Origin of the sequence: Nocardioides sp. Root682, from assembly GCF_001427795.1 — a bacterium.
GTDB lineage: Bacteria > Actinomycetota > Actinomycetes > Propionibacteriales > Nocardioidaceae > Nocardioides.
On sequence record NZ_LMHJ01000001.1, the window covers coordinates 1,417,108 to 1,432,458 of the forward strand.

Sequence of the window (15,351 nt, forward strand, 5' to 3'; positions counted from 1 at the left end):
GGCGCGTCAGTGGTCCAGGTCAGAGCGCAGCTTGGCGAGCAGGTCCAGCGCCGACTCGGCGATCACCGTGCCGGGGAGGAAGACCGCCGCGGCGCCCATCTCCTTCAGCGTGGGTACGTCGTCGGGCGGGATCACGCCACCGATGACGACCATGATGTCGTCCCGGCCCTGCTCGGCCAGCGCGGTCTTCAGCGCCGGGAGCAGGGTGAGGTGGCCGGCCGCGAGCGAGGAGACACCGACGATGTGGACGTCGGCGTCGATCGCCTGCTGCGCAACCTCCTCGGGCGTGGAGAACAGCGGACCCACGTCGACGTCGAAGCCCATGTCGGCAAAGGCCGACACGATGACCTTCTGTCCGCGGTCGTGACCGTCCTGGCCCATCTTCGCGACCAGGATGCGGGGGCGGCGGCCCTCGGCCTCGGCGAACTCGTCCGTGGCGGCACGGGTCTGCGCGACCAGCGAGTCGCCGGCGCCGTCATTGGCCAGGTTGGCCTCGTCGCGATACACGCCGCTGATCGTACGGATCACGGCCTGGTGGCGACCGTAGCTCTTCTCGAGCGCGTCGGAGATCTCGCCGACGGTGGCCTTGTTGCGGGCCGCAGCAACAGCGAGCTCGAGCAGGTTGCCGTCGCCGCTGTCGGCACTGCGGGTCAGCGCGTGGAGGGCGTCCTCGACGTCGGCGCCGTTGCGCTCGGCACGCAGTCGCTCGAGCTTGGCGACCTGCTGGCGGTAGACGTCGTCGTTGTCGACACGGAGCACGTCGAGCTTGTCCTCGACCGCCAGGCGGAACGTGTTGACGCCGATGACCTTCTGCGCGCCGGAGTCGATCCGCGCCTGGGTGCGGGCGGCGGCCTCCTCGATGCGCATCTTCGGGATGCCCTGCTCGATCGCAGCGGCCATGCCACCGGCGGCCTCGGCCTCCTGGATGTGCGCCCAGGCGCGCTCCGCGAGGTCGTGGGTGAGCTTCTCGACGTAGTACGAGCCGGCCCACGGGTCGATCGTCTGCGTCGTGCCGCTCTCCTGCTGCAGCAGCAGCTGGGTGTTGCGGGCGATGCGGGCGGAGAAGTCCGTCGGCAGCGCGATGGCCTCGTCGAGGGCGTTGGTGTGCAGCGACTGGGTGTGCCCCTGTGTCGCGGCCATCGCCTCGATCGCCGTACGACCGACGTTGTTGAACACGTCCTGGGCGGTGAGCGACCAGCCGGAGGTCTGCGAGTGGGTCCGCAGCGACAGCGACTTCGCGTTCTGCGGGTTGAACTCGCGGACCAGGCGGCTCCACAGCGCGCGAGCCGCGCGCATCTTCGCGACCTCCATGTAGAAGTTCATGCCGATCGCCCAGAAGAACGACAGGCGCGGCGCGAACTCGTCGATGGTGAGGCCCGACTCGAGGCCGGCCCGGATGTACTCGACACCGTCGGCCAGCGTGTAGGCGAGCTCGAGGTCAGCGGTCGCCCCGGCCTCCTGCATGTGGTAGCCGGAGATCGAGATCGAGTTGTACCGCGGCATCCGCTGGCTGGTGAACGCGAAGATGTCGGAGATGATCCGCATCGACGGGGCCGGCGGATAGATGTAGGTGTTGCGGACCATGAACTCCTTGAGGATGTCGTTCTGGATGGTCCCCGAGAGCTGCTCCGGCTTCACCCCCTGCTCCTCGGCCGCGGCGATGTAGAGCGCGAGCACCGGGAGCACCGCGCCGTTCATCGTCATCGAGACGCTCATCTGGTCCAGCGGGATGCCTTCGAAGAGCGTGCGGGTGTCGTAGATCGAGTCGATCGCCACACCAGCCATGCCGACGTCGCCACGCACCCGCGGGTGGTCCGAGTCATAGCCACGGTGGGTCGCGAGGTCGAAGGCGACCGACAGGCCCTTCTGGCCGGCCGCGAGGTTGCGGCGGTAGAAGGCGTTGGACTCCTCCGCGGTCGAGAAGCCGGCGTACTGCCGGACGGTCCACGGCTGGGTCGTGTACATCGTGGGGTACGGGCCACGCAGGAACGGGCTCAGGCCCGGCCAGGTGTCCAGTGCGTCGAGGCCGGCGAGGTCGTCCGGTCCGTAGAACGGCTTGATGTCGATGCCCTCGGGGCTGCGCCAGGGGTCGATGCCAGGGGTGCCGTTGGCGCCGGCGGTTGCGCCGGTCGACGCGAGCGGAAGGTCCCCGAAACTCTTAGGAATGCTCATGCCAGCTTCTCCCTCGTGCGGTTCAGGAAGGCCAGGGCGTCGACGCCCATCGCTGCGCTGTCGTCAGCCCAGTCGGTCGCCTTCCCGGCGATGATCACGTGTACGGCGCCCGCCTCGCGCAGCGCGGCAGCGGCTGCGCTGCCCCACTCGGCGTAGGCGTCGTCGGTGCCGGCGAGGCACACGACTCCCTGCTTGTCGTACGACGCCAGGAGCTCCTCGACACCCGAGGTCGGTCCGGCCACCTCGACCGCGATGCCACCGGCGGCCAGCAGGTTGCTGACGAAGGTGGCGCGGGCGGTGTGCTGCGCGACCGTGCCGAGCGTGGCCAGGAAGACCGGGGCCGCGGCGGGCTCGTCGCGCAGGGCCTCGAAGGAGGCGCCGTACCGCCGTACGGAGGCACCGTCGTCGGACGGAGCACGCTCCGGCAGGACCTCGGCGAGGTTCGGGAACTCGGTCAGGCCGGTGATCGGGCGCTTGCGCGTGACGATCTCGGCCTCCCGGCGCGCGACGACGTCGGCGATCCGAGCGCGGAAGGCGTCCAGGCCGTCGGCCTCGAGCAACCCGAGCTCGGCCCAGGCCGCGACCGCGAGGTCATCGGTGAGCTTCTCGACGGCGTACGCGCCGCCGGCGGGGTCGGCGACCTTGGCGACGTGCGACTCGTCGATGAGCAGGTGCGACACGTTGCGCGCGATCCGGCGACCGAACAGGTCGGGCTGGCCGACCGGCGTCTCGAAGGGCAGCACCGTGACGGCGTCGGCGCCGCCGACACCGGCCGCAAAGGCCGCGACCGTGGTGCGCAGCATGTTCACGTACGGGTCGTACTTGGTGAGCATCGGCCGGCTGGTGACGGCGTGCTGGCGCTGCTCGGCGGTGACCCCGGACAGCTCGAGCACCCGCGCCCAGAGCCGGCGTGCAGCCCGCAGCTTGGCGATCGTCGGGAACTGCTCGTCGGTCGCGGCGTAGCGGAACTCGATCAGGTCAGCGGCGACGGCGGGCTCGATGCCTGCCTCGGCCAGCGCCCGCAGGTAGGTGGTGGCGACGAAGATGCTGAAGCCGAGCTCCTGCACGTCGCTGGCGCCGAGGTCGTGCGCCGCGGTGGCGTCGACGACGATGCCGCGCACGCCGCGGTCGATCGCGAGCTTCGCGATCACGGCCAGCGCTGCGCGATGTGCCTGCACCTCGTCGTCCGTGACGGGCGAGCCGTCGGTGACCCGCAGGGCGGTGCCGATCGGGTCGACGCCGAGGTTCGTGTCGGGGTGGAGGTTCGTGTAGGTGCCGGTCTCGAACGCGTCCAGGAACGCGGTCGCGACGGCAACGGGGTCACCGGTCGGGTCGAGCACCACCGGCGCGAGGTCGAGCAGCACCTCGTTGAGCAGGGTCTTGAGGTCGGTCTCCGGTCCGGCCTGCACCCACAGGGACGTGACGCCGCCGTCGAGGTCCACGAGCGCCTGCTCGTTGAGCGACTTCGCGTCGGGACCGGCGATCCGGGCCCGGATGTCCCACGCGCCGGCGCGTGTCGGGCGGCCGCTGGTCTGCACGCCCTCGAGGTCGGCAGGCGTGCCGATCGGCGTGATCGCGATGCCGTCGAGCGTCTTCCGGGTCAGCTTGTCCCACACCGCGGTGTCAGGATCGGTGTCGCTGAGCTTGCGGGTCTTGCGAAGGACGGCAGCGGTGGCGGCTTCCCAATCGGCGCGCGTGTGCACGTCCTCGGGCTGCGCCAACGGCAGGGGCGTTTCAGTCACGAGCGACAAGACTATCCGCGCCCGCGTTCCCGAGCCGCCAAGTGTGACCAAACTCCGGCTACCGGCCGGTAGCGTTGGCATGGTGAAGGTACGGGATCCGCAGGGCCAGACGTGGCGCGTGACGCGGCGCTGGGTGCCCTGGCGACCACGGCGCCGGTGGATGGGACCCCGGCTGTGGGTGGACGCCGCCGGCAGCGTGACCGAGTTCGTGATCGCCCTCGTCTTCGGGTTGGTCATCTTTCCGGTGCTGACCTTCGTCTTCCTGTCGGGCGGCGAGATCGTGCTGCTGGCGCTGATCGTCCCCTTCGTGGCGATCGGCCGGATCGCCTTCGGCAAGCACTGGTGGATCGAGACTCGCGAAGGCTTCAAGCCCTACTGGGAGGAGCAAGCCGGAACCTGGCGCCTGAGCGGCGAGCGGATCAGGAAGATCGCGGGCGACATCGAGCGCGGTGACCTCCCGCTGCAGAGCCTCGGCACGGACGCGTCCTCCGACGTCATCTGACGGTTCACCCGACGTACACCTGACGCCTCCGTCCTGCACAGGATCACGCCACCTCGGCGGGTGAGCGTGGAGTCATGAAGATCGTCCTCGCGACCGAGACCTTCTACCCCGCGGTCGACAGCACCACCACGACGCTCAAGGCCACGGCCGACCGCCTGATCGACCGGGGCCACACGGTCCGGATCATCGCGCCGGGCCCCGGCCTGGCGAGCTACCGCGGCTGCGACGTCGTCCGGGTCCGCCCCCTCGAGCCCACCGGCGCGCAGATCCGCGACACCATCGAGGCCTTCGCGCCCGACCTGGTGCAGGTGCACTCCCCCCGTGCCATCGGGCGCAAGGCACTCAAGCACGCAGCCCGGGCCGGGGTGCCGACCATCGCCGTCGAGCAGTCCCCCGTGCTCGACCTCGCCGCGGACTACTGGCGCACCAAGGTCGCCGAGCGTGCCGACCGGGTCCTGGTCACCTCGCCGTGGATGGTCGAACGCGCCGCCGAGCTCGGCATCAACGCACACCTGTGGCTGCCCGGCGTCGACCCCGCTGCCTTCAGCCCCGCGCTCCGCGACCAGTGGCTGCACGGCTCCTGGTCGAAGGCGAAGTCGAAGGAGGGCCGACGTGTCGTCGTCGGCTACGTCGGCGGTCTCCACAAGGCTGCCGGAGTACGACGCCTCGCGGACCTCGCCTCGGTCCCCGGCATCCGCCTCGTCGTGGTCGGCGGCGGCCCCGAGCGCGAGTGGCTGGCCCGGCGCCTGCCGGACGCCCGGTTCACCGGACCGCTCGGCGTCGGCGACCTGACGGTGGCCGTGCCGACGCTGGACCTTCTGGTGCACCCCGGCGAGCACGAGACCGACTGCCATGCGTTGCGCGAAGCGGCCTCGGCCGGCGTCCCCGTAGTCGCGCCACGGGCCGGCGGTGCGCGCCACGTGGTGTCCCACCTGGAGACGGGCGTCCTCTACGACAACGCGGACCCGCGCGACTTCTCCCGGGCCGTCGCCGCGGTCGCCTTCGATCCGCACCGCGGGCTGCTCGGTGCTGCCGGGCGCGAGGTGGCGGGTCGTCGTACCTGGACGGACGCGGTGGACGACCTGATCCTGAGCCACCACCCCGCGAACGTCCCGGTCTCCGCCTGACCTCAGCTGGCGACGATCCCGACCACGAGATTGATCGTCGTGGCGATGATCGCCGCACCGAAGACGTACGAGAACAGGCAGTGCCGCAGCACCACCGCCCTGATCGGCGAGCTCGAGACGGCGGTGTCGGAGACCTGGTAGGTCATGCCGAGGTTGTAGCTGAAGTAGAAGAATTCCCGGAAGGCCGGCGGCTCGTGGGAGTTGAAGTCGATGCCTCCCGGCGTACCGCCGTAGTAGAGGTGCGCATAGCGGGTCGCGTACATCAGGTGCAGCGACGCCCACGCCATGAAGACTCCGGCCAGCGCCAGCGCGGCCGGACCACCACCGGCGTGATCCCCGCCCGCCAGCATGAGCATCACGATGCCTCCGAGTCCGGACAGCGCAGCGCCTCCGACGACGAGCTCGGTGGCGACGGGGCGGAGGTCTTCATGGGTTGCGTTGACCCGGGTGCTGTCGGCGTCCATCGGCCACAGGACCAGCCATCCGACGGCGACATAGGCCGTGCAGGTGATGACGATGCCCGTCAGTACGCCGACCTCGGGATCGGCGACCGCAACGACGCCGCCGGCGCCGGTCCCGGCCGCAAGAGCACCCAGCAGCCGCGGCACTGCGGTGGCCACCAGCGGCGGGCGCTTCGTGCTGGAGGTTCCCGTCATGTCGTGAGCCTAGTGATGCGGTCTGGTATTGATGCCCCATGCTGCTGCGCCGGTTGGAGTACCTCGCTGCGTTGTCGCGCGAGCGCCACTTCGGCCGCGCCGCCACCGAGTGTCATGTCACACAACCGGCGCTCTCGGCCGGCATCCGCAAGCTCGAGTCCGAGCTCGGCGTGCAGATCGTCCAGCGCGGCCAGCGGTTCGAAGGCTTCACCCCGGAGGGCGAGGAGGTGTTGCGCTGGGCGACGAGGATCCTCGCCGAACGCGCCTCGCTCGACCAGACCCTCACCAGCATGCGCGGTGGCCTGGCCGGCACCCTGCGGATCGGCGCGATCCCGACGGCGCTGACCGTCTCCTCGGTGCTGACCACCCCACTGCTCGCCCAGCACCCGCTGGTGACCTTCCACCTCGAGTCGATGTCCTCGCGCGAGATCGTGACCCGGCTCAACGACTTCGACATCGACGTCGGCATGACGTACGTCGACGGCGAGCCGCTCGGCCGGGTCAAGGTCGTCCCGCTCTACCAGGAGCGCTACCTGTTCCTCACCCCGATCGACGGCGAGTACGGCGACCGCGACAGCCTCACCTGGGCCGAGGCCGCGACGGCCCGCCTGTGCCAGCTCACCGGCGACATGCAGAACCGGCGGATCGTCGACGGTTACCTGGCGGAGACCGGCCGCGAGGCGCGCATCGTCGTCGAGACGGACACGGTCTCCGCGCTCTACGCCCACGTCACGTCGATGGGGCTCTCGAGCGTCGTACCGCACACCTGGCTGCCAAGCCTCGGTGTGCCGGACCAGACGAAGGTCATCGCGCTCCCGCCGCCGAAGCGCTCGTTCCACGTGGGCCTCGTGCTGGCCGGCCACGGACCCGAGTCGATGCTGGCCCAGGCGCTGGTCGACGTCGCGCGGACGCGAGCCGTGAGAGCCGCCCTGCGGGCGTGACCAGAGCTGCTGGTCAGACCCGCTGGTCGACCAGCAGCCGGTCAGACCCGGAGTAGACGTTCATCGACGACCCACGCAGGAAGCCCACGAGCGTGAGGCCGTTCTCCTCGGCGAGGTCCACGGCCAGCGAGGACGGGGCCGACACCGCGGCGAGCATCGGGATCCCGGCCATCACGGCCTTCTGGACCAGCTCGAACGACGCCCGGCCGCTCACCATCAGGATCGTCTCGCGGAGCGGCAGCATCCCGTTGCGGACCGCGTGGCCGACGACCTTGTCGACCGCGTTGTGGCGGCCGACGTCCTCGCGGAGAACGATGAGCTCGCCGTCGGCCGAGAACAGGGCGGCGGCATGGAGCCCGCCCGTTCGGTCGAAGACCCGCTGGCACTCACGCAGGCGCTCGGGCAGCCTCGCCAACGCCTCCGACGTGATCCGGAGCGGATCCTCAGCGACCGACCACGTGGACGCGGTGCGGACGGCGTCGAGGCTGGCCTTGCCGCAGAGTCCACAGGACGAGGTCGTGTAGAAGTTGCGCTCGAGCGACGCGTCGAGTGCTGGCAGCGACGGGTCGAGGCCGACGTCCACCACGTTGTAGGTGTTGGTCCCATCGTCGGTGGCCCCGGCGCAGTAGCGCGCGGACAGCACGTCGGACGTCGTACGGACCACGCCTTCGCTGACGAGGAAGCCGACCGCCAGGTCGAAGTCGTCGCCGGGCGTGCGCATCGTGATCGTCAGCGCCCGGCCGCCGACGCGGATCTCCATCGGCTCCTCGGCGGCGAGCGTGTCGGGGCGCTGGTCGACGACCCCGTCCCGGATCCGCAGCACCTTCCGTCGTGTGGTCACCCGGCCCATCAGCTGCTCACCTCGTGAGTGGCGTCAACAACGGACTCCAGTCGCACGAGCACTCCCTTGGAGGTCGGGGTGTTGCTTCCCGCGGCAACGCTGTCGAGCGGCACCAGCACGTTGGTCTCGGGGTAGTACGACGCCGCGGACCCGCGGCTCGCGGGATAACCGACCAAGGTGACGTTCCTGGCCCGGCGCTCGGTGCCGTCCTCCCAGACGCTGACGATGTCGACCTGGTCGCCGTCCTGGAAGCCCAGCTCGGCGATGTCCTCCGGGTTGACCATCACGATGTGCCGCGCGTTGTGAATGCCGCGATAGCGGTCGTTCAGCGCATACGGGATGGTGTTCCACTGGTCGTGCGAGCGCAGTGACTGCAGGATCAGGTGGCCCGGCGGCGTCTCGAGCCACGCCAGCGTGTTGAGGGAGAACACGGCCTTGCCACTCGGCGTCGGGTACACGCCACTGTTGACCGGGTTCGGCAGGGTGAAGCCTCCGGGCTCCCTGATCCGCTCGTTGAAGTCCTCGAAGCCGGGTACGACGCGCGCGATCCGGTCACGGATGGCGTCGTTGTCCGCCTCGAGCTCCGCCCACGGGATCGCCGGGTCGTCACCGAGCGTGCGCCGAGCCAGCCGGGTGATGATCGAGACCTCGCTCAACAGGTGCTTCGACGCCGGATCGAGCTTGCCGTGGGTGCGATGCACCGAGCTCATCGAGTCCTCGACGGTGACGTACTGCTCCCGGCCCGCCTGCACGTCCTTGTCGCTACGGCCGAGGGTCGGCAGGATCAACGCCGTCTCACCGGTGACGGTGTGCGAACGGTTGAGCTTGGTGGAGACCTGCACCGTGAGGCTGCAGCTGCGCAACGCGGCCTCGGTCACGTCGCTGTCGGACATGGCGCGGACGAAGTTGCCGGCGACGCCGACGAAGACCCGCGCCTTCCCGTCGCGCATCGCACGGACCCCGCCGACCGAGTCGACGCCGTGGTCGCGCGGCGGCTCGAAGCCGAACTCCGCGCCGAGTGCGTCGAGGAAGCGGTCGGGCATCTTCTCCCAGATGCCCATGGTGCGATCGCCCTGGACGTTGGAGTGACCGCGCACCGGGCAGACACCAGCCCCGGGCTTGCCGATGTTGCCGCGCAGCATCAGGAAGTTCACGATCTCGCGGATCGTCGGCACGCCGTGCTTGTGCTGGGTCAGTCCCATCGCCCAGCACACGATGACCGACTTGCTGGCGAGCACCTTCTGGTGCACGGCCTCGATCTCGTCGCGGGTCAGGCCGGTCGCCTCGAGGGTCTGCTCCCAGGTGATGTCGGTGCCCTGCGCCGCGAACTCCTCGAAACCCGTCGTGTGCGCCTCGATGTAGTCGCGGTCGAGATCGCCGGACTCCAGCACCAGCCGGTTGAGCATCTTGAAGAGGGCGAGGTCGCCACCGGGCCGGATCTTGAGGAACAGGTCGGCGATCTGGATGCCCTTGCCGATGACCCCGCTGGGCTGCTGCGGGTTCTTGAACCGGATCAGGCCCGCCTCGGGCAGCGTGTTGACGGCGACGACCTGGCCGCCGTTCTTCTTGGTGTGCTCGAGCGCGGACAGCATCCGCGGGTGGTTGGTGCCGGGGTTCTGGCCGACGACGAAGACCAGGTCACTGTTGTAGATGTCCTCGAGCTGGACGCTGCCCTTTCCGATACCGAGGGTCTCCCCCAGACCGGTGCCACTCGACTCGTGGCACATGTTCGAGCAGTCCGGCAGGTTGTTGGTCCCGAAGGCGCGTGCGAACAGCTGGAGCAGGAAGGCAGCTTCGTTGTTGAGCCGGCCCGAGACGTAGAACATCGCCTCGTCCGGCGACGCGAGGCCGTTCAGCTCATCGGCGATGATGCCGAACGCGTCGTCCCACGTGATGGGCTCGTAGTGGGTGCCACCGGACCGCTTGACCATCGGCTCAGTCAGTCGTCCCTGCTGGTTGAGCCAGTAGTCCGACTTGCCGTCGAGTTCGTCGACGGAGTGCTGCGCGAAGAAGTCGCGGGTGACGCGGCGGCTGGTCGCCTCGTCGTTGATGTGCTTCGCGCCGTTCTCGCAGTACTCGTTCTTGTGGCGGTGGTCCGGCTCCGGCCAGGCACACCCGGGGCAGTCGATGCCCTTGACCTGGTTGAGGTTGACGAGGGTGAGCAGGCTCCGCTTCACCGACGTCTGTTCGAAGGAGTACTCCAGCGCATGCCGAACGCCGGGAAGGCCGGCGGCGTAGCGCTTCGGCGCTGAGACGGACAGGTCGTCCGCGGGGTCCTCGCTCGGAGCCTTCTTCATCTGTCCAGCGTCTCCGGTCACCCATCCCAGGTCAACAATGAAGATTTGATCTCTCGATAACCAACGGTGATCACCACGTGGGGTCGCCGGTTGGGTGACCCCCTCTGGGTAAGGCTCGCCTTACGTGCATATCTCACATGATCCGTGTCACCTACCGACCAGTAGCGGGAGTAGCGTGACCCCTCGTGGCTACAACAGAACTGGTGAAGGGCTCGCGTGCGGCCCGGTCAACCATCGCCCTGAAACTCCTGATGGCCGTGAGCGGCCTCCTCTTCATCGGCTTCACGGTCGGGCACATGTACGGCAACCTGAAGGCCTTCTCCGGCGAGGAAGCCTTCAACGAGTACGCGCATCACCTGCGCGAGCTCGGGACGCCGATGCTCCCCTACGAGGGCTTCTTGTGGATCGTTCGCGTCGGGCTCCTCGCCGCGATCATCGTCCACATCGCCTGCGCCGTCGCGCTGTGGCACCGCGCTGCCAAGGCCCGGCCGGTGCAGTACGTCGCGAAGAAGAACCGCGGCTCCTCGCTCTCCTCGCGCACCATGCGCTGGGGCGGCATCACCCTCCTGCTCTTCATCGTGTGGCACCTGCTCAACTTCACGATCGTCAAGGTCAACCCGAGCAACGGCTCCACCGGCGACGACAACCCGTACCAGCTCGTCGTCGACACCTTCGACACCCCGTGGATGACGGTCATCTACCTGCTCGCGATGGTCGCGCTCGGGTTCCACCTCCACCACGGCACCTTCAGCTCGCTGCAGACGCTGGGGTTCACCAATACGGCAAGCTCCCGAGCACGTGCCCGGGCGGCCGGCTGGATCGTCGCGATCGTCATCGCGGGCGGCTTCACGCTGGTTCCCCTGTCCGTCCTCGTCGGCATCATCGAGAAGTAAGGAGCTCCCCACCATGGCTGGAAGCACCCTCCACGACGGCCTGACGCCGCTCAACGACCCCTCCGAGCAGAAGTCCGACGACGCGAACGGCTACTACACGCTGGGTGACAAGCTCGTCGACCCGAAGGCTCCCACCGGCCCGATCAAGGACCGCTGGACCACCCGCAAGTTCGAGAACCGCCTGGTCAACCCGGCGAACCGCCGCAAGCTCGACGTGATCATCGTCGGCACCGGCCTGGCCGGCGGCGCCGCTGCAGCCACGCTCGGCGAGGCCGGCTACAACGTGAAGTCCTTCTGTTACCAGGACTCGCCGCGCCGGGCCCACTCGATCGCTGCCCAGGGCGGCATCAACGCGGCCAAGAACTACAAGGAGGACGGCGACTCGACGTTCCGTCTCTTCTACGACACGGTCAAGGGCGGCGACTACCGCTCGCGCGAGTCGAACGTCTACCGCCTCGCCGAGGTCTCGGCGAACATCATCGACCAGTGCGTCGCGCAGGGAGTCCCCTTCGCCCGTGACTACGGCGGCCTGCTCGACAACCGTTCGTTCGGTGGCGTCCAGGTCTCCCGCACGTTCTACGCCCGCGGCCAGACCGGCCAGCAGCTGCTGATCGGCGCCTACCAGGCCATGGAGCGCCAGGTCGCCGCCGGCACGGTGGAGTCCTTCACCCGCCACGAGATGCTCGAGCTGATCGTCGTCGACGGCAAGGCGCGCGGCATCATCGCCCGCGACATGGTCTCCGGCGAGATCGAGACCCACCTCGCCGACGTCGTCGTCCTCGCCACCGGCGGCTACGGCAACGTCTTCTTCCTCTCCACCAACGCGATGGGGTCCAACGTCACCGCCGCGTGGCGTGCGCACCGCAAGGGCGCCTACATGGCCAACCCCTGCTACACGCAGATCCACCCGACCTGCATCCCGGTCTCCGGTGAGCACCAGTCGAAGCTGACCCTGATGTCCGAGTCGCTCCGCAACGACGGCCGGATCTGGGTGCCCAAGAAGGCCGAGGACTGCGAGAAGGACCCGCGGGACATCCCCGAGGAGGACCGCGACTACTACCTGGAGCGGATCTACCCGTCCTTCGGCAACCTGGTCCCCCGTGACATCGCGTCCCGCCAGGCCAAGAACATGTGCGACGAGGGTCGCGGCGTGGGCCCGAAGGTCGGCGACTTCCGTCGCGGCGTCTACCTCGACCTGGGCGACGCGATCAAGCGCCTCGGCAAGGACGCCATCGAGGAGAAGTACGACAACCTCCTCGACATGTACGAGCGCATCACGGGCGAGAACCCCTACGAGATGCCGATGCGGATCTACCCCGCCGTGCACTACGTCATGGGCGGCCTGTGGGTCGACTACCACCTGCAGTCCAACATCGAGGGCCTCTTCGTGTCCGGCGAGGCCAACTTCTCCGACCACGGCGCGAACCGCCTCGGTGCCTCGGCGCTGATGCAGGGCCTGGCCGACGGTTACTTCGTGCTCCCGAACACCATCCGCGAGTACCTCGCCGACGGACCGTTCGACAAGATCGACGAGTCCCACGAGGCCGTCGTCGAGGCGAAGAAGCAGGTCGAGGAGCGGATCTCGAAGTTCCTGTCGATCAACGGAACCCGCAGTGCCGACAGCTACCACAAGGAGCTCGGCAACATCATGTGGGAGTACTGCGGCATGGAGCGCACCGAGGACGGTCTGCGCAAGGCGATCGACCTGATCCGCGAGCTCAAGGCCGACTTCTGGACCAACCTGAAGGTGCTCGGCTCGGCCGACACGCTCAACCAGAGCCTGGAGCGGGCCGGCCGGGTGATCGACTTCATCGAGCTCGGCGAGCTGATGTGCATCGACGCCCTCAACCGGCGCGAGTCCTGCGGTGGCCACTTCCGTGGCGAGTCGCAGACGGAGGACGGCGAGGCACTGCGTCACGACGACGAGTTCGCCTACGTCGCGGCCTGGGAGTGGGGTGCCGAGAACGGCCCCGTCCTGCACAAGGAAGACCTGATCTACACCGCCATCGAGATGAAGCAGAGGTCCTACAAGTGAGCGCGGGCGACATGAACCTCACCCTCAAGATCTGGCGCCAGAGCGGTCCGGACGACCAGGGCGGCATCCACACCTACCAGGTCTCCGGCATCTCGCCGGACATGAGCTTCCTCGAGATGCTCGACGTACTCAACGAGCAGCTGAACGAGAAGGGCGAGGAGCCCATCGCGTTCGACTCCGACTGTCGCGAGGGCATCTGCGGCATGTGCTCGCTGATGATCAACGGCGAGGCACACGGCCCGGAGGTCACGACCACCTGCCAGCTGCACATGCGGTCGTTCACCGACGGCGACACGATCACCATCGAGCCGTGGCGTGCCGAGCCGTTCCCGGTCATCAAGGACCTCGTGGTCGACCGCGGTGCCTTCGACCGGATCATCCAGGCCGGTGGCTTCATCTCCGCCATCACCGGTTCCGCCCCCGAGGCCAACTCGGTGCCGGCTCCGCGCGACAAGGCGATGCGTGCCTTCAACGTCGCCACCTGCATCGGCTGCGGCGGCTGCGTCGCGGCGTGCCCCAACGGCTCGGCCTCGCTGTTCCTCGGCGCGAAGATCACCCACCTGGGCGAGCTCCCGCAGGGTCAGCCCGAGCGCTGGACGCGCGTGGTGGACATGGTCGGCCAGCACGACCACGAGGGCTTCGGCGGGTGCACCAACATCGGTGAGTGCGCCGCGGCGTGCCCCAAGGAGATCCCGCTCGACGTGATCTCACAGCTCAACAAGGACCTGCGCACCGCGCTGAAGATGGGTCTCTGACCCCTCGCACGTCCCTCACGACGCCGCATCAGCCACGCTGATGCGGCGTCGTTGCGTTCCGGCTTCTGCCAAGATGCGGCTGTGGGGGTCAAGCCGATCAGGGCGTGGATGCAGGAGCGCCACGCGCAGATGCCGATGGCGCGCTGGATGCTGGACTTCGACGAGCGCGAGGTCGAGCAGGACTTCGTCGCGTACGACGACAGGGCCGGCGTCGAGCAGGCCGTCTTCGCGCTGTGGATCGGCGTGTTCTTCACCGCCTTCTACAGCCTGGTCGACCTGCTCGTCATTCCGGATGACGTGGGCCCCGCTTTCGCCATCAGGTACGGCGTGATCATCCCGGTCTTCCTCCTGGCAGCCGTCCTGCGCCGAGCCGCTTTCGTGGAGCGCCACTTCCAGCTCTTCAGTGTGCTGCTGCTGGCCATCACGCTGATCGGCCTCGGCACGGCGTTCGCCCGGGCGACGGATGCCTCGTCCGAGTACATCCGCGCGTCGTGCACCGTAACGCTCCTCGGCGGCATCGGGCTGCTGCGGCTGCGGATGCACGCGGCTGTCGCAGCGTCAGCGCTGTACGCCGCCATCTGCCTCGGGCTCCCGGGTTTCGGCGGCGGCGCCGACGGGGTGGCGAACCACGTGGCCCCGGCGATCGGCCTGACGGGCATCGCCCTGCTGATCGCCTACGCGCTGGAGAAGCTGCGGCGCACCGACTACCTGCGCCAGCGCGAGGTGGAGCTCGAACAGGCCCGATCCGACGAGCTGCTGCACAACGTCCTGCCGGCAGCGATCGCGACCCGGCTGCGGAACGGGCGCGGTGCGATCGCCGACTCGGCCGCCAACGTCAGTGTGCTGTTCTCCGACATCGTCGGCTTCACGACGGTCTCCGAGAGCCTGTCGGCCGAGGAGCTGGTCTCCCTGCTGGACGCCATGTTCAGCGAGTTCGACCGGCTCTGCGACGAACGCGGCATCGAGAAGATCAAGACCGTCGGCGACGCCTACATGGCCGTGGCCGGTCTACCGATGCCGGACCTGGACCACGCGGCGTCCATGGCCGAGCTCGCGATGGACATGCAGCGCGCCACCGCCAGGCTGGCTGCCGACTGGCCGAGTCCGATCTCCGTCCGGATCGGCATCTCGTCCGGCCCGGTCGTGGCCGGCGTGATCGGGCAGCGGAAGTTCACCTATGACCTGTGGGGCGACACCGTGAACACCGCCAGCCGGATGGAGTCGCATGGTCGGCCGCACCGGATCCAGGTGTCGGCGACCACCCATGTCCTGCTGGAGAGTCGCTACGTCTTCAGCGCCCCGCAGGTCATCGACATCAAGGGCAAGGGGCCCATGACGACGTACTTCCTGCTGGGCGGGCTGTCCATGTGATGCAGGTTTGCGGCGCACC

12 protein-coding genes are annotated in these 15,351 nt (G+C 68.8%); 7 read left to right on the forward strand and 5 right to left on the reverse strand.

The window, feature by feature from the left end:
• Positions 1–6: 6 nt before the first annotated feature.
• Both scpA and ASD84_RS06740 read right to left on the reverse strand, forming a co-directional pair.
• Positions 7–2,172 carry a methylmalonyl-CoA mutase gene (scpA, locus tag ASD84_RS06735; protein ID WP_056708133.1) on the reverse strand — a complete coding sequence of 722 codons (2,166 nt, stop codon included), beginning with the start codon at positions 2,170–2,172 and terminating at the stop codon, positions 7–9.
• Positions 2,169–3,914 (reverse strand): methylmalonyl-CoA mutase family protein, encoded by a 1,746-nt coding sequence (locus tag ASD84_RS06740; RefSeq protein ID WP_235531006.1) that lies wholly within the window; start codon positions 3,912–3,914, stop codon positions 2,169–2,171. Before ASD84_RS06740 ends, scpA begins: the two co-directional genes overlap by 4 nt.
• Before the next feature lie 79 nt (positions 3,915–3,993).
• On the opposite strand from ASD84_RS06740, the gene ASD84_RS06745 reads away from it, so the two are divergent.
• Together ASD84_RS06745 and ASD84_RS06750 are read left to right on the forward strand one after the other, a co-directional pair.
• On the forward strand, positions 3,994–4,416 hold the full coding sequence (locus tag ASD84_RS06745; protein WP_235532837.1) for a hypothetical protein: 423 nt from the start codon (positions 3,994–3,996) through the stop codon (positions 4,414–4,416).
• 74 nt (positions 4,417–4,490) lie between these two features.
• Positions 4,491–5,543, forward strand: a complete 1,053-nt coding sequence (locus tag ASD84_RS06750; RefSeq protein ID WP_056708139.1) for a glycosyltransferase — start codon at positions 4,491–4,493, stop codon at positions 5,541–5,543.
• A gap of 2 nt (positions 5,544–5,545) precedes the next feature.
• Here ASD84_RS06750 and ASD84_RS06755 read toward each other — a convergent pair whose 3' ends face one another.
• Positions 5,546–6,199: a DUF1345 domain-containing protein gene (locus ASD84_RS06755; protein WP_056708141.1), complete on the reverse strand. Its 654-nt coding sequence runs from the start codon at positions 6,197–6,199 to the stop codon at positions 5,546–5,548.
• Positions 6,200–6,237: 38 nt separating this feature from the next.
• Between ASD84_RS06755 and ASD84_RS06760 the strand changes: the two genes are divergently transcribed.
• On the forward strand, positions 6,238–7,140 hold the full coding sequence (locus ASD84_RS06760; RefSeq protein ID WP_056708148.1) for a LysR family transcriptional regulator: 903 nt from the start codon (positions 6,238–6,240) through the stop codon (positions 7,138–7,140).
• 13 nt (positions 7,141–7,153) lie between these two features.
• Here the strand turns inward: ASD84_RS06760 and fdhD are convergent, their stop codons facing one another.
• Both fdhD and ASD84_RS06770 read right to left on the reverse strand, forming a co-directional pair.
• Positions 7,154–7,990, reverse strand: a complete 837-nt coding sequence (gene fdhD / locus ASD84_RS06765) for a formate dehydrogenase accessory sulfurtransferase FdhD (RefSeq protein WP_056708151.1) — start codon at positions 7,988–7,990, stop codon at positions 7,154–7,156.
• Entirely contained in the window at positions 7,990–10,278 is a 2,289-nt protein-coding gene (locus tag ASD84_RS06770; RefSeq protein WP_056708155.1) for an FdhF/YdeP family oxidoreductase, read from the reverse strand. The genes fdhD and ASD84_RS06770 overlap by 1 nt, the downstream gene beginning before the upstream one ends.
• 185 nt (positions 10,279–10,463) lie before the next feature.
• Here ASD84_RS06770 and ASD84_RS06775 point away from each other — a divergent pair, with 185 nt between their 5' ends.
• The 4 genes from ASD84_RS06775 (at position 10,464) to ASD84_RS06790 (ending at position 15,332) form a co-directional block, all read left to right on the forward strand.
• Positions 10,464–11,171, forward strand: a complete 708-nt coding sequence (locus ASD84_RS06775; protein WP_056708158.1) for a succinate dehydrogenase cytochrome b subunit — start codon at positions 10,464–10,466, stop codon at positions 11,169–11,171.
• A gap of 13 nt (positions 11,172–11,184) precedes the next feature.
• Positions 11,185–13,206: a fumarate reductase/succinate dehydrogenase flavoprotein subunit gene (locus tag ASD84_RS06780; protein WP_056708160.1), complete on the forward strand. Its 2,022-nt coding sequence runs from the start codon at positions 11,185–11,187 to the stop codon at positions 13,204–13,206.
• Between the two features lie 11 nt (positions 13,207–13,217).
• Positions 13,218–13,961, forward strand: coding sequence for a succinate dehydrogenase/fumarate reductase iron-sulfur subunit (locus ASD84_RS06785; RefSeq protein WP_056710754.1), 744 nt, complete (start codon positions 13,218–13,220; stop codon positions 13,959–13,961).
• 81 nt (positions 13,962–14,042) lie between these two features.
• A complete protein-coding gene (locus ASD84_RS06790; RefSeq protein ID WP_056708164.1) occupies positions 14,043–15,332 on the forward strand; it encodes an adenylate/guanylate cyclase domain-containing protein in 1,290 nt (429 codons plus the stop codon).
• Positions 15,333–15,351: the final 19 nt, after the last annotated feature.